Consider the following 24779-nt stretch of genomic DNA (forward strand, 5'->3'; position numbering starts at 1 on the left):
TGTGTCAGGCAACATCAATGTCGACTGACACACCGCCATCGCGGGCAAGCCGCGCTCCCACAGGTTTTGTGTTGTTTGCGGACTTTGCATCCGCCACAGGAACCTGTAGGAGCGAGCCTGATCGCGAAAGCACTGTGTCAGACAATATCAATGTCGACTGACACACCGCCATCGCGGGCAAGCCGCGCTCCCACAGGTTTTGTGTTGTTTGTGGACTTTGCATCCGCCACAGGAGCCTGTGGGAGCTGGCTTGCCAGCGAAGAGGGCGGCACATTCAGAGTTGATGTTGACTGACACAATGCTTTCGCGAGCAGGCTCGCTCCCACAGTGTTCTCTATCGTTCCCGAGCTTCCGGGTTTTCAGGTCTGGAACGGAATCCAGGCCAACTTTCCAACGGGTCCCCAAGGCCCGTTTTTTATTCCCGCCCCAATCAGTTTCGCTAGTCCCATTGGACGATGTTGCCCCTGTCCGAACCCGTTTGAATAGGCCCACATAAAGTCTCCCCCGGCAATCGCCGAAGGGCGGCACGGCCTGAGCAAAACGAGGAGTGCATCCATGGATATCCGTGGTCTGGGTTACGTCACCCTGTTGTCCAGCGACCTGGCGCAGTGGCGTCATTACGCAAGCCAGGTGCTGGGGATGATGGTCGCCGGCGACGATGACGGTGAGTATCTGTACTTGAAAATGGACGAGCGCCATTACCGCATTCTGGTACAGAAAAATGCCGAGAACGGCTTCGGTGCCTGCGGCTGGGAAATGGCCGGAAAGGCGGCGTTCGAACAGGCGATCAGCGAGCTGCAACAAGCCGATGTACAGGTCACTCGCGGCACCGCTGTCGAAGCCGAACTGCGCAAGGTTCAGGAACTGGTGCACTTCAGCGACCCGGATGGTAATCGCCACGAGCTGTTCTGGGGACCGTTGCAAGACTTCGCCCGTTTCGTCTCGCCAGTCGGGGTCAAGGGTTTCGTCACCAACGATCTGGGCATGGGCCACGTGGTACTGCCGGCGCCGAGCTTCGAGCGCTGCCGGGATTTTTACGAGCAGGTGCTGGGCTTCGGCCTGTCCGACCTGATGAAAGTCCGCTTCACCCCGGACCCGGCCGAGCCGCAAAAGCGCATCCACTTCCTGCACTGCAACAACGGCCGACACCACTCGCTGGCGATCTTCGAGTGCCCGATGCCCCACGGCTGCGTGCACATGATGGTCGAGGTCAATGCCCTGGACGAAGTCGGCCGCGCCCTGGACCGGGTGCACGCCAACGGCGTGAAGCTCTCGGCGACTCTCGGCCAGCACACCAACGACCAGATGATTTCCTTCTACATCAAGACGCCGTCCGGGTTCGATCTGGAGTATGGCTGCGATGGCCTGGTGGTCGACTGGGATCGCCATACGCCGTTCGAAAGCACCGTGGTCAGCCATTGGGGCCATGACTTCAGCGTCGGTCGTCAATGAGGAGCATAACCTTGAACAAGCAAATGACCACGGCCGAGATCGTCGGCCAGCTGCGTGACGGCATGACCATCGGCATCGGTGGCTGGGGTCCGCGGCGCAAACCCATGGCCCTGGTGCGCGAGATTCTGCGTTCGGACCTCAAGGACCTGACCGTGGTCGCCTACGGTGGCGCCGATGTCGGCATGCTCTGCGCGGCGGGCAAGATCAAGAAACTGATATTCGCCTTCGTCTCGCTGGACTTCATTCCCCTGGAACCGTACTTCCGCAAGGCGCGCCAGGATGCAGCGCTGGAGGTGATGGAGATCGATGAAGGCATGCTGTTGCTTGGCCTTCGCGCAGCGGCGATGAACGTGCCGTTCATTCCCACGGCAGTGGGCCTGGGTACCGATGTGCTGCGGCACAACCCGCAGATCAAACTGATCGCCTCGCCCTATGCCGATGGCAAGGACTGGGTCGCCATGCCGGCGCTCAAGCTCGATGCGGCGCTGGTGCACGTCGACCGCGCCGATGCGCGCGGCGTATGCCAGATCAGTGGTCCGGATCACTACATGGACGACCTGTTCGTCCGCGCGGCGACCCACAGCTACGTGACCTGCGATGAGCTGGTGGACAGCGCGTATTTCCACCGCGACCCGGCACTGGCGCATCAGGTGTTCTGGGAACGCAACCTGACCACCGCCGTGGCCCACGTGCCGGGCGGGGCGCATCCGTCGTCCTGCGCGCCGCTGTACGGCTTCGACGTCGCGCACTTCAAGGCTTACAACGCCACGGTCCAGGCGGCCGATGGCTGGCAGGGCTACGTCCGTGACTACGTTGACTGCACCCACGAACAGTACCTGGACAAGGTCGGTGGCCTGGCTGCCATCCGTGAACTGCCGTTGCCGATTTTCTGAGGAAGCCTTTCGATGAACACGACTACTTATAGCCTCGCCGAGTTGATGATCTGCGCGGCCTCTGAAGCCTGGCGCGAAGACGGCGAAGTGTTGGCCAGCGGCATCGGCGTAATCCCGCGCCTGGCCGCGTCACTGGCCATGCTCACCAGCAACCCGCAACTGCTGATGACCGATTCCGAAGCCTACATGGTTGCCGAACCGGTGCCCTTGGGCGCACGCAATGGCTACGAGCCCAAGCGCGACAGCTGGATGGGCTTCTCGCGGATTTTCGACAACGTCTGGGGCGGCAAGCGTCATGCGCTGGTCGGCCCGACCCAGATCGACCGTTTCGGCCAGGCCAACATTTCCTGCATCGGCGACTACGCCAAGCCCAAGGCGCAAATGCTCGGTGTGCGCGGCTTTCCCGGCAACTCGATCAGCCACGCCAACTCGTTTTGCGTGCCGAGCCACAACCGTCGGGTGTTCGTCGAAGGCGAGGTCGATATGGTCGCTTCGGTCGGCTACAACCCGGCTCGCCTGGCCCGGGGCTGGTCGCTGGATGACATCGATATCCGCCTGATCATCACCGACCTCTGCGTGCTGGATTTCCAGGGTCCGCAACGGCAGATGCGCATTCGCTCGCTGCACCCCGGCGTGACGGCGACGCAAGTGCAGGACAACACCGGATTCGAGTTGCACGTACCGGACGACTGCCCGACCACCGCGGCCCCGACGGCCGAGCAGTTGCAGCTGATCCAGCGTCTGGACCCGCACAACCTGCGCGCCCTGCAACTTAAAGACAACCCGCCAGGCCAACGCTGAGCAACGCGTTGCGGAGACAAGTGATGGCTGAAGATAACGATAACAATCAGGCCGACGTGGTGCTGTACGAGGTGCGTGGCGCGGTGGCGCTGGTCACCATGAACCGCCCCGAGTACCACAATGCGCAGAACTCGAAGATGACTTATGCGCTGGACGCGGCGTTTCGCCGGGCCTGCGATGACGATGACGTGAAGGTCATCGTGTTGCGTGGTGCCGGCAAGCATTTCTCCGCCGGGCATGACATCGGCACGCCCGGTCGAGATGTGGACAAGACCTTCGACCGTGCGAGCCTGTGGTACGACCATGTGAACAAGCCGGGTGGCGAGTTTCTCTATGCCCGTGAGCAGGAAGTCTACCTGGGCATGTGCCGACGCTGGCGCGAGATGCCCAAGCCGACCATCGCCATGGTCCAGGGTGCCTGCATTGCCGGCGGACTGATGCTGGCCTGGGTCTGTGACCTGATCGTCGCCAGCGAAGACGCTTACTTTGCCGATCCTGTGGTGCGCATGGGCATTCCCGGAGTGGAGTATTTCGCCCATGTGCATGAACTGAACCCGCGCATCGCCAAGGAGTTCCTGTTCCTCGGCGAACGCATGCCGGCCCCGCGTGCCTATCAGATGGGCATGCTCAATCGGGTAGTCGCCCGCGATGAACTGGAGCAACAGACCCTCGATATCGCCGGGCGCGTCGCACAGATGCCACGCCTGGGTCTGCAATTGAGCAAGCAGGCGGTGAACAACGCCGAAGACCTGATGGGCAAGCGCGCGACCATGGACATGGTCTTTGGCTTGCACCACTTCGCCCATGCCCACAATGAACTGGTGTCCGGTGACCGCCTCGGTGGCTATGACGCCAAGGCCATGGCCAGTTCCCAGCGTAAAGCGGGCGGGGCGTGAGCATGGCGATTTCCTTGAACACTCGACTGACCGGGTTGCTCGGTTGCCGCTACCCGATCATCCAGACCGCCATGGGCTGGGTCGCCGACCCGAAACTGGTGGCGGCCACGGGCAATGCCGGGGGCTTCGGTTTTCTTGCCGGGGCGACCATCGAGCCGCAGCACATGGAGGCGGCGATCCTTGAAACCCGGCGTCTGACGGATCAGCCGTTCGGCGTGAACTTCCACATGTATCAAGCCAACGCCGCTGACATCGTCGAGCTGGTGTTGCGCCACAAAGTCCGGGCGGTCAGCTACAGCCGTTCGCCCGGCAAGCAAATGATCAGCCGTCTGAAGGATGCCGGGGTGGTGTGCATTCCCACCGTGGGCGCGCTCAAGCACGCACAGAAAGCCGTGGAAATGGGCGCCGATGCGGTGACCGTGCAGGGCGGCGAGGGCGGCGGGCACACCGGTTCCGTGCCGACCTCGATGCTGCTCGACCAAGTGGTCAATGCCGTGTCTGTGCCGGTGGTTGCAGCAGGTGGCTTCAAGGATGGCAAAGGCCTGGTCTCGGCCCTGGCCTACGGTGCCGAAGGCATCGCCATGGGCACGCGGTTTCTGATGTGCGCCGACAGCCCGGTGCCGCGGGCGACATTGGCGCGATACCTGGCGGTCAAGGACCCGGCGGCGATCATCATCAGCCGCGCCATCGACGGCATGCCGCAACGGATGATTCGCAACGAATTGCTCGACCGGCTTGAGGCTAGTGGAAGCCTCAAGCGTTGGCTGCTGGCGTTGCAGAGTGGCCTGGCGTATCGCCGCCATACCGGCATGAGCCTGACGCAACTGCTCGGCAGTGCCTTGAAGATGCGCAGTGCCGGAGAACTGAGCGCCGCGCAAAGCCTCATGGCCGCCAACGCGCCGATGGTGATCCAGAAGGCCATGGTCGACGGGCATCCGGCTGAGGGCGTATTGCCCGCCGGACAGATCGCCGCCTCCATCGACAGCCTGCCCAGCTGCGCCCAATTGATTGAACAGATCGTCCGCGACGCCGAAGCGCGTCTGGGCGAGCTGTGCCGCCGTGTGTCGTGAAGGAAAAAAGGCATGAAACCATTTAGCGTCAGCATCGATAACGGCATTGCCGAACTGGTCTTCAACCGGCCACCGGTCAACGCCTTCAACTGCCAGGGCTGGGCCGACATCGCCAGCGAGATCGAGGGCCTGGGCCGCAACAGCGACGTGCGGGTGATCGTGATCCGTGCCGAAGGGCGCGGCTTCTGCGCCGGGGTCGATATCAAGGAACTGGCCGCCGACGGCAACCTGATCGTCGCGGTGAACAAGGGCAACTACGACAGCTTCAAGGCGATCCACCGCAACCCGAAACCGGTGATCGTCGCGGTGCACGGCTTTGTGCTGGGCGGCGGCATCGGCATCTGCGGCGCGGCCGACATCATTGTCGCGTCCGAGTGCGCCACCTTCGGCGTGCCGGAAGTGGATCGCGGTGCCATGGGCGGCGGTGCGCATTTGCAGCGCCTGTTCCCGGTGCAGAAAGTCCGCCACATGTATTTCACCGGCCAGGCCATCGACGCCGCCGAAGCCTGGCGCCTCGGTGCGGTGGAGCAGGTGGTCAAGCGCGAAGACCTGCGCGAGACCGCGTTGCAGATCGCTCGCACCATCGCCGCGAAGAGCCCGGGAATGATCAGCCTGGCCAAGGAAGCGCTGACCGGCATCGAAGACGGCAATCTCGAAGACAAATACCGCTGGGAGCAGGGCTTCACCCTCGAAGCCTATCGCTCACTGGATTCTCAGGAAGCACGCGACTCGTTCGTCGAGAAACGCGATGCCCGATTCAACGGCTGAAGGCATATTCATGGACCTGACCTATACCCCGGCCCAGCAGGCCTTTCGTGCCGAGGCGCGAACCTGGCTGACGGCCAATGTACCGAGTGAACCGCTGCAATCGTTCGACACCGAACAAGGCTTTGCCGAACACCGCGCCTGGGAAGCCAAACTCAACGAAGGCCGTTGGGGCATGGTGACCTGGCCGACCGAACTGGGCGGGCGCGGCTGCGACTTGATCGAATGGCTGATTTTCGAAGAGGAATACTACCGTTCCGGGGCGCCGGCACGGGTCAACCAGAACGGCATCTTCCTGCTCGGCCCGACCTTGATGGAGTACGGCAGCGACGAGCAGAAAGCACGTTTTCTGCCGCGCATGGCCACCGGTGAAGACATCTGGGCCCAGGCCTGGTCCGAGCCGGGTGCCGGTTCCGACATGGCGGCGATCCGCTCCCGAGCCGAACGGGTCGGCGACCACTACGTGATCAACGGCCAGAAAACCTGGTCGACCCGCGCGGTGTGGGCCGATTGGGCCTTCGGTATTTTCCGCACCGACGGGCAATCCCAGCGCCATCACGGACTGACGTTCATTCTGCTGCCGCTGGACACGCCCGGCATCACCGTGCGGCCGATCCCGCAGCTCAACGGTCTGCCGGGGTTCGCCGAGATCTTCTTCGATGACGTCAAGGTGCCGGTGGAAAACGCCCTGGGCGGCGAGGGCATGGGCTGGCACGTGGCGATGTCCACCGCCGGGTTCGAACGGGGATTGCTGCTGCGCTCACCCGCGCGTTTTCAGGAAACCGCGCGACGGCTGGTGCAGTTGTACCAGGCCAACCGCGAGCATGCCGACCGCGACCCGGCCATCGGCGAGGCGGTGATGCGTGCCTGGCTGGACGCCGAGGCCTACACCCTGAGCACCTACATGACCGCCTCGCAACTGGTACAGGGCGGCAAGATCGGTCCGGAATCCTCGACCAACAAGATCTTCTGGTCGGAACTGGATCAACGCATGCACGACACCGCCATGAGCATCCTCAGCCTGCGCGGCGAACTACTGCCCGAAGCACCGGCGGCCGGCGATGTCGGCCATTGGCTGGAAGGTTTCCTGTTTGCCCAGGCCGGACCGATCTACGCCGGCACCAACGAGATCCAGCGCAACATCATCGCCGAACGCATGCTCGGCATGCCGCGCGCCTGAGGAAGAGACCATGGACTTTAGTTTCAGCCGCGACCAACTGCTGTTTCAGGACAGCGTCAGAAGTTTTCTGATCAATGAAGTCACCCCGGAGCGCATTCGCGAACTCTGGCAGAGCGACAGCGGGCGCAGTGACGAGCTGTGGGCGCAACTGGTGGAGCTGGGCCTGACCGCCCTGACCGTGCCCGAGGCGCACGATGGCATGGGTCTCAATGAACTGGACTTCATTCTGATCGCCCAGGAATGTGGTTATGCCGGGCTGCCCGAGCCGTTGGTGGAGACGATGCTGGTCGGTGTGCCGTTGCTTGCCGCACTCGATGATCGACACGCAGCACTCAAGCAGCACTGGTTGTCGCGGGTTGCACAGGGCAGTGCGCGATTGGCGATTGGCGAGCCAGGGAATCCGCTGGTCAGTGATGCCCACGTTGCGGATTTGCTCCTGCTGGCCCATGGCGATGAAGTGCATGCGGTTGAGCGCGAAGCGGTGAGCCTGACGCGTAACGTATCGGTCGATCCCAGCCGCCAGTTGTTCCAGGTCCAGTGGACGCCGGCGCCTGCTACCTGCGTTGCCAGCGGTGAACAGGGCCGTCGTTTGTGGGCCGCTGCGGTCAACCGTGGCGCCCTCGGCAGTGCCGCTCAATTGCTGGGGCTGGCCAAGCGCATGGTCGACCTGGCGGTGGATTACACCTTCGAGCGCAAGCAGTTCGGCAAACCAGTCGGTTCGTTCCAGGCGGTCAAGCATTTGATGGCCAATGTCGCGGTGCAGATCGAATTCGCCAAAGGCCCGTTGTATCGCGCCGCTCATGCCGTCGCCGGGCAGCAGGCAGGGCAGGACGTGCTGGTGTCCCACGCCAAACTGGCGACGGCGGAAGCGGCCATGCTGGCTGCGAAAAACACCATCCAGGCCCACGGCGCGATGGGGTACACCTGGGAAGTCGACCTGCATCTGTTCATGAAACGCGCCTGGGCGCTGGACAAGGTCTGGGGTGATCGCGGGTTGCATAAGGGACGGATACGTGCGGCGTTGTTTGAGGGTAATCCTGCGTTGGGGGCCGGCAGTACTTTCTGACGGCGACTGATGCCCGATATCAAGGGCACCGAAAAACTGTGGGAGCGGGCTTGCCCGCGATGAGGGCATCACATCCAACATCTCGGGTGACTGACACACCGCCATCGCGGGCAAGCCCGCTCCCACAGGTTATTTGGCAGCCTTCATGATTTCATTTTTTTCACCGAGGTAAACCATGCCTGAAGCCTACATAGTCGACGCCCTGCGCACGCCCACCGGGCGGCGCAAGGGTGGTTTGAGCCAGATTCACGCCGCCGACCTGGGTGCCCATGTGTTGCGCGCGCTGGTGGAGCGCAATGCCATCCCCGACGACGATTACGACGATGTGATTTTCGGCTGTGTCGACACCATCGGCCCGTTGGCCGGGGACATTGCCCGCACCAGTTGGCTGGCCGCGGGCCTGTCGCAAGCGGTGCCCGGCACCACCATCGACCGCCAGTGCGGTTCGTCCCAGCAAGCGGTGCACTTCGCGGCGCAGGCAGTGATGAGCGGCACCCAGGACGTGGTCATCGCCGGTGGCGTGCAGACCATGACCCAGATCCCGATCTCTTCGGCGATGATCGCCGCCGAGCCCCTGGGCTTCAGCGATCCGTTCAGCGGTTCCGAAGGCTGGGTCCGCCGTTATGGTGCACAACCACCGACACAGTTTCGTTCGGCGCAGATGATTGCTGAAAAGTGGGACCTGTCCCGGGCCCAGTTGGAAGCCTGGTCGCTGGAGTCCCATCAGCGCGCCTTGCGCGCCATCGAACAAGGCCGATTCAGCCGCGAGATCGTACCGCTGGCCGGTGTGTTGCACGATGAAACGCCGCGCCAGACCAGCCTGGAAAAAATGGCCGAACTGGAGTTTCTGTTCGGCTGCGATCGGGTGACGGCGGCAGTATCGAGCCAGACCTGCGATGCGGCCAGCGCGATGCTGATCGTCTCCGAAGCGGCGCTCAAGCGGTACGGGCTGACGCCCCGTGCACGCATTCACCACCTGAGCGTGCGCGCCGAAGACCCGATCTGGATGCTCACCGCGCCGATCCCGGCCACCGCCTATGCACTGAAACGCGCCGGCATGCGGCTTGAAGACATCGACCGGGTGGAGATCAACGAAGCTTTCGCCTCGGTGGCCATGGCCTGGCTCAAGGAGACCGGCTATCCCCATGAACAAACCAACGTCAATGGCGGCGCGATTGCCCTCGGCCATCCGTTGGGTGCAACCGGCACGCGGTTGATGTGCAGCCTGTTGCATGAACTGGAACGCAGCGGCGGTCGTTATGGTTTGCAGACCATGTGCGAAGGCGGTGGCCAGGCCAACGTGACGATTATCGAGCGCTTATAAGCAGATACACACTGAACCTGTGGGAGCTGGCTTGCCAGCGACGGGATCGCTGCGGTGGGCCTGATAGACCGCGGCGTCTGCATCGCTGGCAAGCCAGCTCCCACAGGGAACCAGTCGACCAGAAAGGAATAACAACATGAAAATCTGTGAAAACCGCGTGGTGATCATTACCGGCGCCGGCGGCGGTCTGGGCCGGGCCTATGCGCTGGCCTTTGCCGCCGAGGGCGCCAAAGTGGTGGTCAATGACATCAATCGTGAAGCGGCACTGGCCGTGGTCGGCGAAATCCTCGGTCAGGGCGGCAGCGCCGTGGCCAACAGCGACGACATCACCCGCTATGACTCGGCGGCGCTCATCGTGCGCCAGGCCATCGAAACCTTCGGCGGACTGAATGTAGTGGTCAACAACGCCGGCATCTGCCGCGACCGCATGTTCGCCAGCCTCACCGAGGCCGATTGGGATGCGGTGGTGGCCGTGCATCTGAAAGGCCATTTCTGTATCGCCAGTCATGCCGCGAAGTATTGGCGTGAACAGGCCAAGGGTGGTGCAAAGGTCGATGCGCGGATCATCAACACCAGTTCCGGCGCCGGGTTGCAGGGTTCCATCGGCCAGTCCAACTATGCGGCGGCCAAGGGTGGGATTGCTTCGTTGACGTTGGTACAGGCGGCGGAACTGGGACGCTACGGGATTACCGTCAACGCCCTCGCTCCGGCGGCGCGCACCGGGATGACCGAGCAGGTGTTTGCCGAGACCATGAAGAAGCCGGAGGAGGGCTTTGATTACTTCGCCCCGGAAAACGTCGCGCCGCTGGTGGTGTGGCTCGGGTCCGAGGCGTCTGCCGATGTCACCGGTCAGATGTTCGAAATCGAGGGCGGCAAGTTGTCGATTGCCGACGGCTGGCGTCGAGGCCCCGAACTGGATCGCAAGGGCCGCTGGGCGGTTGGCGAGGTGGGTGAAGCGGTCGCACAACTGATGGCGCAGGCGGTTCCGGCGGCAAAGGTGTACGGCAGCTGAAAAAGAGCAGTCTGGGAAGGGCCATGCATGGCTATAATCGGCCCACTATGCGATCCCCTGTAGGAGCGAGCCTGCTCGCGATGGTCGTCAACGATAACGCGGGTTGTCTGATTACCCGTGGTGTCTGGTGGTTCATCGCGAGCAGGCTCGCTCCTCCAGGTGGCTGATGTTTCCCTCCGTCACTCCATGAGACCTGCCATGACCATTTCCCTGTATGACGCTTCTGTCCCAGTTTTCAAACAGATGCTCAACGCCCTGAGCGATGTACTGAACAAGGCCGAAGCCCACGCCACCGCCAAGAACATCGACCCGAACGCCTTCCTGCAAGCCCGCCTGTACCCGGACATGTTCCCGCTGGTGCGTCAGGTGCAGATCGCCGTTGATTTCGCCAAAGGCGTGTCCGCGCGTCTGGCTGAAGTCGAATTGCCGAAGTACGACGACACCGAAACCACCTTCGCCGAGCTGCAAGCGTTGATCGCCAAGGTGCTGGCGTTCATTGGTGAGATCAAACCGGAGCAGATCAACGGCAAGGAAGGCATCGAAATCGTGACCCGTCCGGGCACGCCGAAAGAGAAGCGCTTTTCCGGCCAGGCTTACCTGCTGACCTACGGCTTGCCGCAGTTCTTCTTCCACGTCACCACCACCTATGCGTTGCTGCGTCATAACGGTGTGGAAGTGGGCAAGCGCGACTACATGGGCGCGTTCTAACCCACCCGGATACAAAAAAGCCCGCCGAGGTGCAAAACCTGGCGGGCTTTTTCATTCTTTCTGTGGGAGCGAGCCTGCTCGCGAAAGCGGCGTGTCAGTCGATATATTGGTGTCTGGCCTATCGCCTTCGCGAGCAGGCTCGCTCCCACAGGGGGCTTGGTTTAGGCCAGACGTTTCGCGTTCTGTTCTTCACCCAGGCAAGCCGCTGCCGTGAACAATACGTCAGTGGACGAATTCAACGCCGTCTCCGCCGAATCCTGCAACACACCAATAATGAAGCCGACCGCCACCACCTGCATGGCGATTTCGCTGGGGATGCCGAACAGGCTGCACGCCAGCGGGATCAGCAGCAGCGAACCACCGGCCACGCCCGAGGCACCACAGGCACAAATGGCTGCGACGACGCTCAGCAGAATGGCCGTGGGAATGTCCACGGCAATGCCCAGGGTGTGCACCGCCGCCAACGTTAGCACGGTGATAGTGATTGCCGCACCGGCCATGTTGATGGTGGCGCCGAGCGGAATCGACACCGAGTAAGTGTCTTCGTGCAGGCCCAGGCGCTTGCTCAGTTCAAGGTTGACCGGAATGTTCGCCGCCGAACTGCGGGTGAAGAACGCGGTGATGCCGCTTTCGCGCAGGCACATCAGCACCAGTGGATACGGGTTGCGGCGCAGCTTCCAGAACACGATGACCGGGTTCATCACCAAGGCCACGAACAGCATGCAGCCCAGCAATACGGCCAGCAGATGCGCGTAGCCGATCAGGGCGCCGAAACCGGACGTGGCCAGGGTCGAGGCCACGAGGCCAAAAATCCCCAGCGGCGCAAAGCAAATGACCAGGCGCACGATCACCGTCACGCCGTTGGACAGGTCGCCCAGCACCTCGCGTGTGGTATCACCGGCATGGCGAATGGCAACGCCCATGCCGATGGCCCAGGCCAGAATGCCGATGAAATTGGCGTTCATCAGCGCACTGACCGGGTTGTCGACCACGCTGAGCAGCAGGCTTTGCAGCACTTCGCCGATGCCGCCCGGTGCGGTGACGGCGATGTCGTGGGTGGACAGGGCAAGACTCGACGGGAACATCATGCTGGCAACCACCGCGACCACGGCGGCCGCGAACGTGCCCAGCAGATACAGGAACAGGATCGGCCGGATGTGGGTTTGCTGACCGTGCTTGTGGTTGGCGATCGAGGCCATGACCAGGACGAACACCAGAATCGGCGCGACGGCTTTCAGCGCGGACACGAAGACTTTGCCGATGAAGGCGGTGGACTTTGCCGCTTCAGGCGCGATCAGGGCCAGGGCAATCCCGGCGATCAGGCCGATGATGATCTGCGTGACCAGGCTGGTACGTTTCAGGCGTTGCAATAGAGAAGGGGATGAAACGGTCATAAAACGGCATCTCGGATTTTTTATAAATGCATGGTTTCGCAAGTCTGCAGCAAGAAGCAGGGCCGTCCGCAGGTGGGAAACCGAAAGGGAGAACACGGGGCTATTGCCAGCGCTAATTCCTGTGGCGAGGGCGCTTGCTCCCGCTGGGCAGCGAAGCGGCCCCAACAAATGGGCCTGCTGTGCAGGCCAGCGGGAGCAAGCTCCCTCGCCACAAGGGCGCGGACTTTATCACAGCGTCGTATCGATCCTTGAGCCTGTGACGATCTGCCACCCAAGTGCCCGGCGTGATTTGCAGCTTCGTGCAACCCTGGTCGCGAACACTCTGTTAAGCTTCGCCATCCTCATTTTCATGTCTGCCAGTGAGCCTTCGGGCTATCGCTGGTGTTGTCGTTTTCTGGAGTTCTGCATGCTGTTGCCCATTCTTCTGTTGTCGGCCGCCGGTTTTACGGTGCTGACCACGGAATTCATCATTGTCGGCCTGTTGCCAGCCATTGCCCGTGACCTGGACGTCAGCATCCCGCAAGCGGGTTTGCTGGTGACCCTGTTCGCTTTTACCGTCGCTGCGTTCGGGCCATTCCTCACCGCGTATTTCGCCCGCTTCGAGCGCCGCAAGCTGTTCATCTCGGTGTTGATCATGTTCGGCCTGGCCAACACCCTCGCGGCGCTGGCGCCGAACATTTGGGTGATGGCCTTTGCCCGGTTGATTCCGGCATTGGGCTTGCCGGTGTTCTGGGCGCTGGCCAGTGAAACGGCGGTGGACATCGTCGGACCGGACTACGCCGGGCGCGCCATTGCCAAGATCGGCTTCGGAATCGTCTGTGCCACGGTGTTCGGCATTCCGGTGGGCACCTTGATTTCCGATGCGTTCGGCTGGCGCAGCGCCTTTGCCATTCTGGCGTTCATCGCCTTTGCCAAAGCGCTGCTGCTGTTTATTTACCTGCCGAAAACCAACCTGCACCAGCATCAGGTCAGCTTCCGCTCGCAGTTCAAGATCCTGCGCAGCCCGTTGATGGTGGGGCATGTATTGCTGTCGATCGTGGTGTTCAGCGGCATGTTCACTGCCTACACCTACCTGGCGGACATCCTGGAGCGCCTGGCGGGCTTCAACGGCACAGTGGTCGGCTGGTGCCTGATGGGGTTCGGCGCGGTCGGGCTGATCGGCAATTCGCTGGGCGGGCGCGCGGTGGATCGTCATCCGCTGGTGGCCTCGATGATGTTCTGTGCGTTCATGATTGCCGGCCTGGTGACGCTGGTGCCGAACATTCATTCGCCCTTCGGCCTGGCGGCGGCGATGGGCATCTGGGGGGTGACGCAAGCGGCGTTGTTCCTGGTCAGTCATGTGCGCCTGATGAAGGCCGCGCCCGAAGCTCCGGCGTTCGCCGCGTCGCTGAACATCGCCGGGGCCAATCTCGGGATCGGCCTGGGTGCCATGATCGGCGGTCGGGTGATCGACAGCGTCGGCCTGCAAGGCCTGGGTTTTGCCGCCGCCGGGTTTATCCTCGCATCAATTCTGTTGGCCATCGCGTTGATGACCTTCAAGCCCCGCGAAGTCGTCACAGCGCTGTAAACAGCTCGCGTCGGGCACCTTCGGTAATGGCGACAATACCGGGGTGCTTGACCTTGCGCTCCACCGAGATGGCGTAGAACGACTCGCGCACCGCGTCGGTCTGGCCGATCACCTCCACGCCATATTGGCGCTTCACTTCATCGGCAATCACGCTCGGGCCGATGAAAATCCCGCTGCCGGATTGACCGAAGGCCTGCATCAAGGCGCTGTCGTCGAACTCGCCGACAATCTGCGGCTGGACCTGCTGTTCGGCGAACCAGCGTTGCAAGCGGCTGCGCACCACGGTTTCCGGTCCGGGAATCAGCAGCGGCGCGCCGTGCAAACTGCGAGGAAAGTCCTGGCCGTAGCGCGCTGCCAATTCGGTAGTGGCGAAAAAGCTGATCCCGCATTCACCGAGTTTCTGGCTGTAGCCCTTGATGTCCAGGTGCGAGGGCATCGGGCTGTCGGAGATCACCAGGTCCAGGCGCTGGATCGCCAGGTCGGCCAACAATCGCTCGAGCTTGTCCTCGCGACAGCTGATACGCAGCGGCTCGCTCAATTCCATGGTGGGCGCGATCAGGCGATAGACGATGGATTTGGGCACCACATCGGCGACGCCTACCCGAAACAGAATCTGCTGTTCATGGGGTTGCGCCCGCAACATCAACTCCAGTTCGCCACCCAGCTGAAACATTTGTTCGGCGTAGGGCAGGGTCTGGCGCCCGGCTTCGGTGAGTTCAAGTTGCCGGCCTACCCGGCGAAACAGTTCGATGCCGTAGGTGTGTTCGAGCAGCGATATCTGCCCGCTGATGGTCTGGGGCGTCAGGTTCAGCTGCTCGCAGGCGCGCACGATGCTGCCGGTCTTGGCCACCACCCAGAAGTAATGCAATTGCCGATAGTTGAGCATGGTGATCTACAGTTCGTAAAAACCGAAGTATAACCGCTGAAAATACGAATTTTCCTGAAGTGTTCAGGCCCCTAGAATGCGTCGCTATCAACGGGCCATCGTTACGGTCTGTTTGTTCTATCGAGGAAAACATCATGAAGCTTAAATCCACGGCCCTGCTGATTGCGTCCTTACTGGTTCTGGCCGGTTGTGACCAGGCCGAAAAAAGCGCTCAGCAACTGATGGGCAAGGCTGCCGAAACTGCCAAACAGGCCATCGACGATACCCACAAAGCCGCCGAGCAAGCGCTCAGTGATGCGGCCGGTGGGTTGATCGGCAAAAAAGAATCATCGGAAAAAGACGCGGAAAAAACCGAATCTTCGTCCCAGGAAATCTAAACCGTCTTACAGCGAGTCAGGACTGACCCATGGAATACCTTTTACAGCTAGCCGCCAGCCCCGCAGCCTGGGTTGCCCTGGCCACCCTGGTGGTGATGGAAATCGTGCTCGGCATCGATAACCTGATCTTTATCTCGATCCTGACCAACAAGTTGCCCGAGCAGCACCGGCAGAAGGCACGACGCATTGGTATCTGCATGGCGCTGATCCTGCGCCTGGGCCTGTTGAGCACCATCGCGTTCATCGTCCAGTTGACCGAGCCTGTGATTGACATCTTCGGCCAGGCGTTCTCCTGGAAAGACATGATCCTGATTGCCGGCGGTCTGTTCCTGTTGTGGAAAGCCACCACCGAGATTCATCACAGCATGGACCCGGCGCCGGAAGATCCGAAGTCCGCGTCCTCAACCGTGACCCTGGGCTTTGCCGCCGCGATCGGCCAGATCCTGATGCTGGACATGGTGTTCTCCATCGACAGCATCATTACCGCTGTCGGCATGACCGAGCATTTGCCGATCATGATCATTGCGGTGGTGGTATCGGTACTGGTGATGTTGCTGGCTGCTGACCCGCTGGCCAAATTCATCAATGACAACCCGACGGTGGTGATGCTGGCCCTGGGCTTCCTGATCATGATTGGCATGACGCTGATCGCCGAAGGCTTCGGCGCCCACGTACCGAAAGGCTACGTCTATGCGGCGATGGCGTTCTCGGCTGCGATCGAGGTGTTGAACATGATGTCCCGGCGGGCGAAGCAGAAGCGCGTAACCGTTGAAGCCTGACCGGCGCTGAATAAAACGGCCGCCTGAACTCGCAAGAGTCCAGGCGGCCGTTTTTTTGTGCGGTGGAAAAATGCCAATCAGTGGGCGGAGGCGTGATGCACGGCGGTTTTATCGGTTTTCGTCAAAGGTGCCGGCTGGGCAGGGTGATGATGGCGGCGGGTAATGCGCAGTACCCCCCATAACATGGCGGCGGCAACTGCCAGCCAGCTGCAAATCAACATCACGATTGTCATTGTCAGGCTCATCGGTGCCTCCTCTTTGCCCTGCAGCGGGCACACACGCTTTGCAAGTGACAGTCTAGTCGCTGGCATGTTGCACGCTATTGACTGAAGGTCGACAGCGACCAACCAGTTCGCTCTATCCAACGCAATCAACTACCGGTTAAGGCTATACCGCGGTCGCGCGGCGTCCTATGATCGACAGCCAAGCCGGGAAGCAGATTGCCCGGCGTCTGAACAAGAGAGTGATGATGGTGCGGGTAATTCCTCGAATTCTATCGGCGGCGGTGATCGTGGGTTGCGTCGCTGGCCTGGCCGGTTGCGCCGGCAGCGTTGCACCGCAGATCAAGCGTCTGCCGGAACGTGTCGAACTCAGCGGCCGGTTCTACCGCGGCGTGGCCAATCAGAGCGGGCCGCAAGTGCTGGCGAGCATGCTGGACCAGCAAGGCATCGTGATAACCCCGGGCTTGCTGGATAAGCCGTTGCATTTGCCGGGCGCCGAAGCCCAGCTGCAACAAAACATGCAGAACCTGGCCCGTGAGTACGGAATGATGGTTTATCCCCTGGACAGCAACTTGCCAGCCTTGTTGACCCAGGTGGCGGCCGGTTACCCGGTGATGGTGCGCTTTACCGAGGGCTCCGTGCTCTGGGCCGAGCCACGGTATGCGATTCTGTCCGGGTATAATCGTCAGAAGCAGACAGTGTTGTTGCGTGCGGGGATGGATCAGCGATTGCTGATGAGCTTTGGCTCGTTCGAATCGGCTTTCAAGGACGCCGGTGGATGGGCGGTGCTGATTCAGGCGCCGACACAGATTCCGGCCGAAGTCGATCAGCAGCGCTGGCTCAAGGCGGCCAATGATCTCGCCCAGGCCGGCCAGGAACAGGCGGCGGCGAAGGCCAAGGGCGCTTTGAAGGCGCAGTAAGCCCGTTCGTCATCTGCCGGGCACATCGGTACGCTGGTGGTATCTGATATTCAAGGCCCGGATGTTTCGGGCCGCGATCAGGAGGCGTCCATGGCACATTCCGATACCCCTTCCGGCCCGCACTCGTCCGAACATTCGTCCGGCGACGAGTTGGGCTTCGATCCCGACTCCCCGGATCTCGCCGACCCTCAGGTCGATCCTGTCGGGCCGGCCAAGGCGCCCAGGGATGTGAAACCGGGTGACAATCCCAAGGCCCCGGCAAAGCCCTATGATCCACTCGGCGATCTGAAACCCTAGGTCTCATGGAGGTGCGTATGTCTACCGATTCGAGCTTCAACGACAAACGTCCGGAAAACGTTCCGACCACCCCTGAAGAAAGTGTCGATCCGGTGATGGATCCGGACAGCCCGTTGCGAGATCCGCTGGCCCGTCCGACGGTGGTGCCGGGCGAACATCCGCAGGGATGGAGGGATCCCAGCAAGGGCGATGGCATCCCTGACGACGATCAAATGCCGCTGCCCAACGACTGATCGTCGACGAAAAAAAGCCCCGAATGTTCGGGGCTTTTTCATGTGGTCGCAGCCAGATTACTTCGACGCTTCAACCACGCCGCTCTGGCGGTGCTTGAGGTTCTTGTCCGATTTGTATTGCAAGGCCGCGGACGCTACGTCGGCACTTCTGCCGGTTTCGACCCAATTGCGGATGCGCGTGGCATCGGCAAAATGGGTGAATTTGCCGTAAGCGTCAAGGAGCACCAGGGCAACCGGGCGGTCACCCATCCGGGTCACCAGCACCAGGCAGTGACCGGCTTCGTTGGTGAAACCGGTTTTCGTCAGTTGGATGTCCCAGTCTGCCTTACGGACCAAATGGTCGGTGTTGCGAAAGCCCAGGCTGTAGTTGGGCTTGCGGAACGACACGGTTTTTTCCTTGGTGGTGCTCAACTCCGTCAGCAGCGGGTACTTGTGCGCGGCGATCAACAATTTACTCAGGTCGCGGGCAGTGGACACGTTGTGCGGCGAGAGGCCGGTCGGCTCGACGAAGTGGGTGTTGGTCATGCCCAGCGCCTTGGCCTTGGCATTCATCGCGGCGATGAACGCGGCATAACCGCCCGGGTAGTGGTGGGCCAGACTCGCGGCAGCGCGGTTTTCGGAAGACATCAGTGCGATCAGCAGCATTTCCCGGCGCGGCATTTCGCTGTTGAGTTTGACCCGGGAAAACACACCCTTCATTTCCGGGGTGTCACTGATGTTGATGTTGATGTACTCGTCCATGTTCTGTCTGGCCTCAACCACCACGAGGCCAGTCATCAGCTTGCTGACGGAAGCGATGGGTACAACCACGTCAGGGTTGCTGGCGTAGATGACTTTGTTGGTCTGCAGATCCAGCAGCAATGCACTGCCGGAAGCGATCTTGAGATGCGAGGTGTCTCGAGGCGCCGCGGTGGTTTCGCCGGCGCTGGCAATTGGCGTGATGAAAGTCCCTGTAACTGCAAAAAATAGGCTCAGGATAGAAAGACGGATTTTCACGCTGGCAGACTCATAAAGTGTTGATACGCCGTATATGTAACGGGCTATTTCTTAAAAGGCGCGACATTCTGGAGTATGGCTGAATAACTGTCGATGGTTGTTCGAGGGTGGCGTTAAAGTCCTTGGAAACATGAAAAAAAAGTCATTTTCCGGCGGATGGTCGATCCTGTTTCGCGGGCAAAAAAGAACCCCGCCATGGGCGGGGTTCCTTGAGTCGCTGGCTACCTCGGCAGTGAGGTTCAGCCGTGCAGGGTTTCCGCTGCATACAACGTGTTTTCCAGCAGGCAGGCACGGGTCATCGGACCGACGCCGCCCGGTACCGGCGTGATCCAGCCGGCGCGGGGCAGGGCGGTTTCGTAGATCACGTCGCCGACCAGTTTGCCGTCTTCCTGACGGTTGATGCCAACGTCGATCACGATCGCGCCTTCCTTGATCCATTCACCCTTGACCAAGCCAGGCTTGCCGGCGGCCACCACGACCAGGTCGGCACGGCCGACGTGGCCGGCCAGGTCCTTGGTGAAGCGGTGGGTGACGGTCACGGTGCAACCGGCCAGCAACAGTTCCATCGCCATCGGACGGCCCACGATGTTGGAGGCACCGACCACCACGGCGTTCATCCCGTACAGATCGGCACCGGTGCTTTCCAGCAGGGTCATGATGCCTTTAGGGGTGCACGGACGCAGCAGCGGAATGCGCTGGGCCAGGCGACCGACGTTGTAAGGATGGAAGCCGTCGACGTCCTTGTCCGGGCGAATGCGCTCCAGCAATCTGGACGCGTCCAGGTGTTCGGGAAGAGGAAGCTGCAACAGGACGCCGTCAATCGCCGGATCGTCATTGAGGCGATCGATCAGATCGGTCAGCGCTTCTTGAGTGGTGTCGGAAGGCAGGTCATAAGCTTGGGAAAGGAAGCCGACCTCTTCACAGTCTTTACGCTTGTGCGAGACATAAACCTGAGAGGCAGGATCGCTGCCGACCAGGATCACCGCGAGACCCGGTGTGCGCAAGCCTTGCTGGCGACGCTCGGTGACGCGTTGGGCGATCTGCTGGCGCAGGCTGGCGGCGATCGATTTGCCGTCGATTAGTTGTGCAGTCATTGCGCGTGATTAACCATCGAGAGGGGAAAAAAAGAGAGCGCATTCTCGCATGTCGTGCGGTGAGGGCAAAGGCGCTTGGTCTGCAAATTCCCCTAACTCCTTTAATTAAATGAATTTTTTTTAAAAAGGATTTGACGACCTTCGGGGGGCTCTATACTATTCGTCGCACTTGTCGGGCACAGCCTAGCACTGGTTAAGAAGGTCAAGCGGAATCAAGGTTCTGCAAGACTGGAAAGCATTTAGTTTGTAGTCCTTCAAGGGTACAGATTAATAAGGCGCCCGTAGCTCAGCTGGATAGAGCATCCGCCTTCTAAGCGGATGGTCGCAGGTTCGAGTCCTGCCGGGTGCGCCATTAGGCAGCTTTGGCACAAGTAGCGCAATATGGTGGGCGTAGCTCAGTTGGTAGAGCACGGGATTGTGACTCCCGTTGTCGTGGGTTCGATCCCCATCGTCCACCCCATATTTCGAAAAGGCGCCAGATTAACAGTCTGGCGCCTTTGCTTTAAAGGCTTCATCCGCGGATGTGGTGGAATTGGTAGACACACTGGATTTAGGTTCCAGCGCCGCGAGGCGTAAGAGTTCGAGTCTCTTCATCCGCACCAAATAAAGCGTCATCCATGCCGATTGGCCTGGCTGGGGCTCACAAAGAAGTTGTTTGGCTTCTTTGGCACGCAATATGGTGGGCGTAGCTCAGTTGGTAGAGCACGGGATTGTGACTCCCGTTGTCGTGGGTTCGATCCCCATCGTCCACCCCATATTTCGAAAGGCGCCAGATTTAATAGTCTGGCGCCTTTTTTGTTTCAGTGGTTTGAGTATTCGGCGGCTGCGGTACCGGGCTGCAGGGGCAGGGCGTTTCGTCGTATTTATGTTTCTCGATGATGCTGCGCTGCCCGCCGGCCTTGCTCGCAAGATCGGTTGCCAGGGAGATGATTGGCAACCTCTTCTATATATAGAAGGGTTGGCGCAGAGCCTTGGCGTGATTGGCTGTATTTGCCACCGGGGCGAGGTGCATCCGTGCATTCGCACCTATAAATTGCCTGCTGCGTTTTTACCCGTTTTCAGTAGGGTGACTTCTTGAGTTTGACCCACTAGAATGCATGCCCTTGATTCTGGGGTCGGAAACGGCCGGCCAACGTCTGTGCAACGAGGAATATCCATGCAAGTTTCTGTTGAAAATACTTCTGCTCTTGAGCGCCGCATGAGCATCACCGTGCCGGCTGAGCGCATCGAGACTCAGGTCAACAAGCGTCTGCAGCAGACTGCCCAAAAGGCCAAGATCGCAGGCTTCCGTCCAGGCAAAGTGCCAATGAGCGAAATCAAGCGTCGTTTCGGCGCTGAAGCTCGCCAGGAAGCGGTAGGCGACGTGATCCAGTCTTCCTTCTACGAAGCTGTGGTTGAGCAGAAGCTGAACCCGGCTGGTTCGCCTTCGATCGAGCCTAAATCCCTGGAAGCTGGCAAGGACCTGGAATACGTCGCTGTTTTCGAAGTATTCCCTGAGTTCACCGTTGCCGGTTTCGAAGGTATCACCGTCGAGCGCCTGAGCGCTGACGTGGCTGATGCCGATCTGGACAAGATGCTGGACATCCTGCGCAAGCAGAACACCCGTTTCGAAGTGGCCGAGCGTGCCGCTCAGAACGAAGACCAACTGAACATCGATTTCGTCGGCAAGGTCGACGGTGAAGTGTTCGCTGGCGGTTCCGCCAAGGGTACTCAGCTGGTTCTGGGTTCCGGCCGCATGATCCCTGGCTTCGAAGACGGTCTGGTCGGCGCCAAGGCCGGCGAAGAGCGCGTTCTGAACCTGACCTTCCCTGAGGACTATCAGAACCTGGACCTGGCTGGCAAAACCGCTGAGTTCACTGTCGCTGTAAACACCGTTTCCGAGCCAAAACTGCCAGAACTGACCGAAGAGTTCTTCGCTCAATTCGGCATCAAGGAAACCGGTCTGGAAGGCTTCCGCACCGAAGTTCGCAAGAACATGGAGCGCGAACTGCGCCAGGCGATCAAATCCAAGGTCAAGAATCAGGTAATGGACGGTCTGCTGGCCACCAACCCGATCGAAGTGCCGAAGGCTCTGCTGTCCAACGAAGTTGACCGTCTGCGCGTGCAGGCTGTTCAGCAGTTCGGTGGCAACATCAAGCCTGATCAACTGCCGGCCGAGCTGTTCGAAGAGCAAGCCAAGCGCCGTGTTGTCCTGGGTCTGATCGTGGCTGAAGTGGTCAAGCAATTCGACCTCAAGCCTGACGAAACCCGCGTTCGCGAAATGATTCAGGAAATGGCTTCGGCTTACCAAGAGCCTGAGCAGGTCGTGTCCTGGTACTACAAGAACGACCAGCAACTGAACGAAGTCCGTTCGGTTGTGCTGGAAGAGCAAGTTGTGGATACTGTTCTGCAGAAAGCTAGCGTGACCGACAAATCGGTCTCTTACGAAGAAGCAGTCAAGCCGGTAGAAGCTCCAAAAGCCGACTAAATTGTTTTTGCGTTAGAAGTACACACCATAAGCCAGCCTTCGAGCTGGCTTATGCGTATTCAAGACATAACTTTTGGGAGTGACTGCAGAGCATGTTCCGTAATTCGTATATTCAGCAGAACTCTGATATCCAGGCCGCAGGCGGCCTGGTCCCGATGGTTGTCGAGCAGTCCGCTCGTGGCGAACGCGCCTACGATATTTACTCGCGCCTGCTCAAGGAGCGTGTGATCTTTCTGGTTGGTCCGGTAGAGGACTACATGGCCAACCTGATTTGTGCGCAACTGCTGTTCCTTGAAGCGGAAAACCCGGACAAGGACATCCATCTCTATATCAACTCCCCGGGCGGTTCGGTGACGGCGGGCATGTCGATCTACGACACCATGCAGTTCATCAAGCCAAACGTGTCGACCACCTGTATCGGCCAGGCGTGCAGCATGGGCGCGTTCCTGCTGACGGCCGGTGCCCCTGGCAAGCGTTACTGCTTGCCGAACTCGCGTGTGATGATTCACCAGCCACTGGGCGGTTTCCAGGGCCAGGCGTCGGATATCGAAATCCATGCCAAGGAAATCCTCTTCATACGCGAGCGTCTCAACACGCTGATGGCCAAGCACAGCGGGCGCACGCTTGAAGAAATCGAGCGCGATACCAACCGCGATAACTTCATGAGTGCAGAAGCCGCGCGTGAGTATGGGTTGATCGATGAAGTCATCACCCAGCGCCCCGCTTAAAATAAGCAGCTCAAAATAGGCTTGGTCGGCTGGTCTGATCACCGGCGGGCTTGAAAAAGCCCGCAATAGCCTTCATCTTGTGTTGCAAGCCTATCGGATTTGGATCGAACGAATGACTGACACCCGCAACGGCGAGGACAACGGCAAGCTGCTCTATTGCTCCTTCTGTGGCAAAAGCCAGCATGAAGTGCGCAAATTGATTGCCGGCCCCTCGGTCTTTATCTGCGACGAGTGCGTTGACCTGTGCAATGACATCATCCGTGAGGAGGTGCAGGAAGCCCAGGCCGAAAGCAGCGCGCATAAATTGCCTTCGCCTAAAGAAATCAGCGGCATCCTTGATCAATACGTGATTGGTCAGGAGCGTGCGAAAAAGGTTCTGGCCGTAGCGGTGTACAACCACTACAAGCGCCTGAACCAGCGTGACAAAAAGAATGACGATGTCGAACTCGGCAAGAGCAACATCTTGCTGATCGGCCCGACAGGCTCGGGTAAAACCCTGCTTGCCGAAACACTGGCCCGCTTGCTGAACGTTCCGTTCACCATCGCCGACGCAACCACCCTCACCGAGGCGGGTTACGTGGGTGAAGATGTCGAGAACATCATTCAGAAGCTGCTGCAGAAGTGCGATTACGACGTGGAAAAGGCCCAGATGGGCATTGTCTACATCGATGAGATCGACAAGATCTCGCGCAAGTCTGACAACCCGTCGATCACCCGGGACGTTTCCGGTGAAGGCGTACAGCAGGCCCTGCTCAAGTTGATCGAAGGCACGGTCGCTTCCGTTCCGCCTCAAGGTGGTCGCAAGCATCCGCAGCAGGAATTCCTGCAGGTCGACACCCGTAACATCCTGTTCATCTGTGGTGGTGCGTTCTCCGGTCTGGAAAAAGTCATTCAGAACCGTTCCACCAAAGGTGGCATTGGTTTCAATGCGGAAGTGCGCAGCAAGGAAGAAGGCAAGAAAGTCGGTGAATCCCTGCGTGAAGTCGAGCCTGATGATCTGGTCAAGTTCGGTTTGATCCCGGAGTTCGTCGGTCGCCTGCCAGTCCTTGCAACGCTGGACGAGCTGGATGAGGCTGCATTGATGCAGATTCTCACCGAGCCGAAAAATGCGCTGACCAAGCAGTATGCCAAGTTGTTCGAGATGGAAGGCGTGGACCTGGAATTCCGGGCTGACGCGCTGAAGTCGGTTGCCAAGCGCGCGCTGGAACGCAAAACCGGTGCTCGCGGACTGCGTTCGATTCTCGAAGGTGTGTTGCTCGACACTATGTACGAAATTCCCTCGCAGTCCGAGGTGAGTAAAGTAGTGATCGACGAAAGCGTTATTGAAGGCAAGTCCAAGCCATTGTTTATCTATGAGAACAATGAGCCTGCTGCCAAGGCCGCGCCAGACGCCTAAGCGTCACGCAGTCGGTACAAAGAAGGGGCCTTCGGGCCCCTTTACTATTGGGGAGCTGGCTTGTGCCGGGGCTGGCTTTTGTAGGCGCTGGCTTGTGTAGGAGCTGGCTTGCCAGCGAAGACGGCATGAAAGCCGAACTGATTTTTCCGATGTATCAGGCCCCCAGGCGCTGCCGCAAGCACTGATCTTTCAAGTGATTCTTTTATCCGCTTGTTTTTTTCCAGACGAGCCCCCATCTTGGTTTCAAGCTTACTTTC

The 24779-nt window shown here is 60.2% G+C and carries 25 protein-coding genes and 4 tRNA genes; 24 read left to right on the forward strand and 5 right to left on the reverse strand.

The annotated features are described in order from the left end of the window. Positions 1-555 precede the first annotated feature (555 nt). The 11 genes from BJ917_RS09610 (at position 556) to BJ917_RS09660 (ending at position 11167) form a co-directional block, all read left to right on the forward strand. The gene (locus BJ917_RS09610) at positions 556-1452 is read left to right on the forward strand and encodes a VOC family protein (RefSeq protein WP_121103208.1); all 897 of its coding nucleotides are present in this window, start codon (positions 556-558) and stop codon (positions 1450-1452) included. A gap of 11 nt (positions 1453-1463) precedes the next feature. Then, positions 1464-2345, forward strand: a complete 882-nt coding sequence (locus BJ917_RS09615; RefSeq protein ID WP_096515275.1) for a CoA transferase subunit A — start codon at positions 1464-1466, stop codon at positions 2343-2345. A gap of 12 nt (positions 2346-2357) precedes the next feature. Further along, a complete protein-coding gene (locus tag BJ917_RS09620; protein WP_121103209.1) occupies positions 2358-3146 on the forward strand; it encodes a CoA-transferase subunit beta in 789 nt (262 codons plus the stop codon). Between the two features lie 23 nt (positions 3147-3169). Then, the gene (locus tag BJ917_RS09625; protein ID WP_121103210.1) at positions 3170-4042 is read left to right on the forward strand and encodes an enoyl-CoA hydratase; all 873 of its coding nucleotides are present in this window, start codon (positions 3170-3172) and stop codon (positions 4040-4042) included. A 2-nt stretch (positions 4043-4044) separates the two neighbouring features. Then, positions 4045-5112 (forward strand): nitronate monooxygenase family protein, encoded by a 1068-nt coding sequence (locus BJ917_RS09630; RefSeq protein ID WP_121103211.1) that lies wholly within the window; start codon positions 4045-4047, stop codon positions 5110-5112. 12 nt (positions 5113-5124) lie between these two features. Further along, a complete protein-coding gene (locus BJ917_RS09635; protein WP_096510017.1) occupies positions 5125-5880 on the forward strand; it encodes an enoyl-CoA hydratase family protein in 756 nt (251 codons plus the stop codon). Between the two features lie 10 nt (positions 5881-5890). Continuing rightward, a complete protein-coding gene (locus tag BJ917_RS09640; protein ID WP_096515277.1) occupies positions 5891-7057 on the forward strand; it encodes an acyl-CoA dehydrogenase family protein in 1167 nt (388 codons plus the stop codon). Positions 7058-7067: 10 nt separating this feature from the next. After that, a complete protein-coding gene (locus BJ917_RS09645; protein ID WP_121103212.1) occupies positions 7068-8123 on the forward strand; it encodes an acyl-CoA dehydrogenase family protein in 1056 nt (351 codons plus the stop codon). A 175-nt stretch (positions 8124-8298) separates the two neighbouring features. After that, entirely contained in the window at positions 8299-9447 is a 1149-nt protein-coding gene (locus BJ917_RS09650; protein WP_096510019.1) for an acetyl-CoA C-acetyltransferase, read from the forward strand. 136 nt (positions 9448-9583) lie between these two features. Beyond that, positions 9584-10459, forward strand: a complete 876-nt coding sequence (locus tag BJ917_RS09655; protein ID WP_121103213.1) for an SDR family oxidoreductase — start codon at positions 9584-9586, stop codon at positions 10457-10459. Between the two features lie 198 nt (positions 10460-10657). Then, on the forward strand, positions 10658-11167 hold the full coding sequence (locus BJ917_RS09660) for a DUF1993 family protein (RefSeq protein WP_096510021.1): 510 nt from the start codon (positions 10658-10660) through the stop codon (positions 11165-11167). A gap of 161 nt (positions 11168-11328) precedes the next feature. Here the strand turns inward: BJ917_RS09660 and sstT are convergent, their stop codons facing one another. Then, on the reverse strand, positions 11329-12561 hold the full coding sequence (gene sstT / locus BJ917_RS09665) for a serine/threonine transporter SstT (RefSeq protein WP_121103214.1): 1233 nt from the start codon (positions 12559-12561) through the stop codon (positions 11329-11331). A 406-nt stretch (positions 12562-12967) separates the two neighbouring features. Between sstT and BJ917_RS09670 the strand changes: the two genes are divergently transcribed. Beyond that, positions 12968-14128 (forward strand): MFS transporter, encoded by a 1161-nt coding sequence (locus BJ917_RS09670; protein ID WP_096510023.1) that lies wholly within the window; start codon positions 12968-12970, stop codon positions 14126-14128. On the opposite strand, the gene nhaR is transcribed toward BJ917_RS09670, so the two are convergent. Beyond that, positions 14115-15014 (reverse strand): transcriptional activator NhaR, encoded by a 900-nt coding sequence (gene nhaR / locus BJ917_RS09675; RefSeq protein WP_121103215.1) that lies wholly within the window; start codon positions 15012-15014, stop codon positions 14115-14117. The two genes, BJ917_RS09670 and nhaR, sit on opposite strands and share 14 nt — an antisense overlap. 134 nt (positions 15015-15148) lie before the next feature. On the opposite strand from nhaR, the gene BJ917_RS09680 reads away from it, so the two are divergent. Both BJ917_RS09680 and BJ917_RS09685 read left to right on the forward strand, forming a co-directional pair. After that, a complete protein-coding gene (locus BJ917_RS09680; RefSeq protein ID WP_096510025.1) occupies positions 15149-15391 on the forward strand; it encodes a hypothetical protein in 243 nt (80 codons plus the stop codon). Between the two features lie 29 nt (positions 15392-15420). Then, positions 15421-16170 (forward strand): TerC family protein, encoded by a 750-nt coding sequence (locus BJ917_RS09685; protein WP_121103216.1) that lies wholly within the window; start codon positions 15421-15423, stop codon positions 16168-16170. A 77-nt stretch (positions 16171-16247) separates the two neighbouring features. Here the strand turns inward: BJ917_RS09685 and BJ917_RS31995 are convergent, their stop codons facing one another. Then, positions 16248-16415: a hypothetical protein gene (locus tag BJ917_RS31995; protein ID WP_172901578.1), complete on the reverse strand. Its 168-nt coding sequence runs from the start codon at positions 16413-16415 to the stop codon at positions 16248-16250. A gap of 167 nt (positions 16416-16582) precedes the next feature. Between BJ917_RS31995 and BJ917_RS09690 the strand changes: the two genes are divergently transcribed. The 3 genes from BJ917_RS09690 (at position 16583) to BJ917_RS09700 (ending at position 17841) form a co-directional block, all read left to right on the forward strand. Then, positions 16583-17311 (forward strand): peptidase C39 family protein, encoded by a 729-nt coding sequence (locus tag BJ917_RS09690; RefSeq protein ID WP_096510027.1) that lies wholly within the window; start codon positions 16583-16585, stop codon positions 17309-17311. A gap of 90 nt (positions 17312-17401) precedes the next feature. Continuing rightward, positions 17402-17608, forward strand: a complete 207-nt coding sequence (locus BJ917_RS09695) for a DUF6021 family protein (RefSeq protein ID WP_096510028.1) — start codon at positions 17402-17404, stop codon at positions 17606-17608. 17 nt (positions 17609-17625) lie between these two features. After that, positions 17626-17841 carry a hypothetical protein gene (locus BJ917_RS09700; protein ID WP_096510029.1) on the forward strand — a complete coding sequence of 72 codons (216 nt, stop codon included), beginning with the start codon at positions 17626-17628 and terminating at the stop codon, positions 17839-17841. Between the two features lie 57 nt (positions 17842-17898). Here BJ917_RS09700 and pbpG read toward each other — a convergent pair whose 3' ends face one another. Both pbpG and folD read right to left on the reverse strand, forming a co-directional pair. Next, positions 17899-18837 carry a D-alanyl-D-alanine endopeptidase gene (gene pbpG, locus BJ917_RS09705; RefSeq protein ID WP_096510030.1) on the reverse strand — a complete coding sequence of 313 codons (939 nt, stop codon included), beginning with the start codon at positions 18835-18837 and terminating at the stop codon, positions 17899-17901. 239 nt (positions 18838-19076) lie between these two features. Beyond that, entirely contained in the window at positions 19077-19931 is an 855-nt protein-coding gene (folD, locus tag BJ917_RS09710) for a bifunctional methylenetetrahydrofolate dehydrogenase/methenyltetrahydrofolate cyclohydrolase FolD (RefSeq protein ID WP_096510031.1), read from the reverse strand. Between the two features lie 275 nt (positions 19932-20206). Between folD and BJ917_RS09715 the strand changes: the two genes are divergently transcribed. From BJ917_RS09715 to clpX, 7 genes are all read left to right on the forward strand, one after another. After that, positions 20207-20283, forward strand: a tRNA-Arg gene (locus BJ917_RS09715). 32 nt (positions 20284-20315) lie between these two features. Further along, a tRNA-His gene (locus BJ917_RS09720) sits at positions 20316-20391 on the forward strand. A gap of 57 nt (positions 20392-20448) precedes the next feature. Further along, positions 20449-20533: transfer RNA gene (locus BJ917_RS09725), tRNA-Leu, on the forward strand. Positions 20534-20610: 77 nt separating this feature from the next. Next, positions 20611-20686, forward strand: a tRNA-His gene (locus BJ917_RS09730). A gap of 401 nt (positions 20687-21087) precedes the next feature. After that, a complete protein-coding gene (gene tig, locus BJ917_RS09735) occupies positions 21088-22398 on the forward strand; it encodes a trigger factor (RefSeq protein ID WP_121103217.1) in 1311 nt (436 codons plus the stop codon). A 92-nt stretch (positions 22399-22490) separates the two neighbouring features. Beyond that, positions 22491-23126: an ATP-dependent Clp endopeptidase proteolytic subunit ClpP gene (clpP, locus tag BJ917_RS09740; protein ID WP_008034105.1), complete on the forward strand. Its 636-nt coding sequence runs from the start codon at positions 22491-22493 to the stop codon at positions 23124-23126. 112 nt (positions 23127-23238) lie between these two features. After that, positions 23239-24522, forward strand: coding sequence for an ATP-dependent Clp protease ATP-binding subunit ClpX (gene clpX, locus BJ917_RS09745; RefSeq protein ID WP_096510033.1), 1284 nt, complete (start codon positions 23239-23241; stop codon positions 24520-24522). Positions 24523-24779 lie beyond the last annotated feature (257 nt).

The organism is Pseudomonas sp. WPR_5_2, assembly GCF_003634475.1.
Lineage (GTDB): Bacteria > Pseudomonadota > Gammaproteobacteria > Pseudomonadales > Pseudomonadaceae > Aquipseudomonas > Aquipseudomonas izuensis.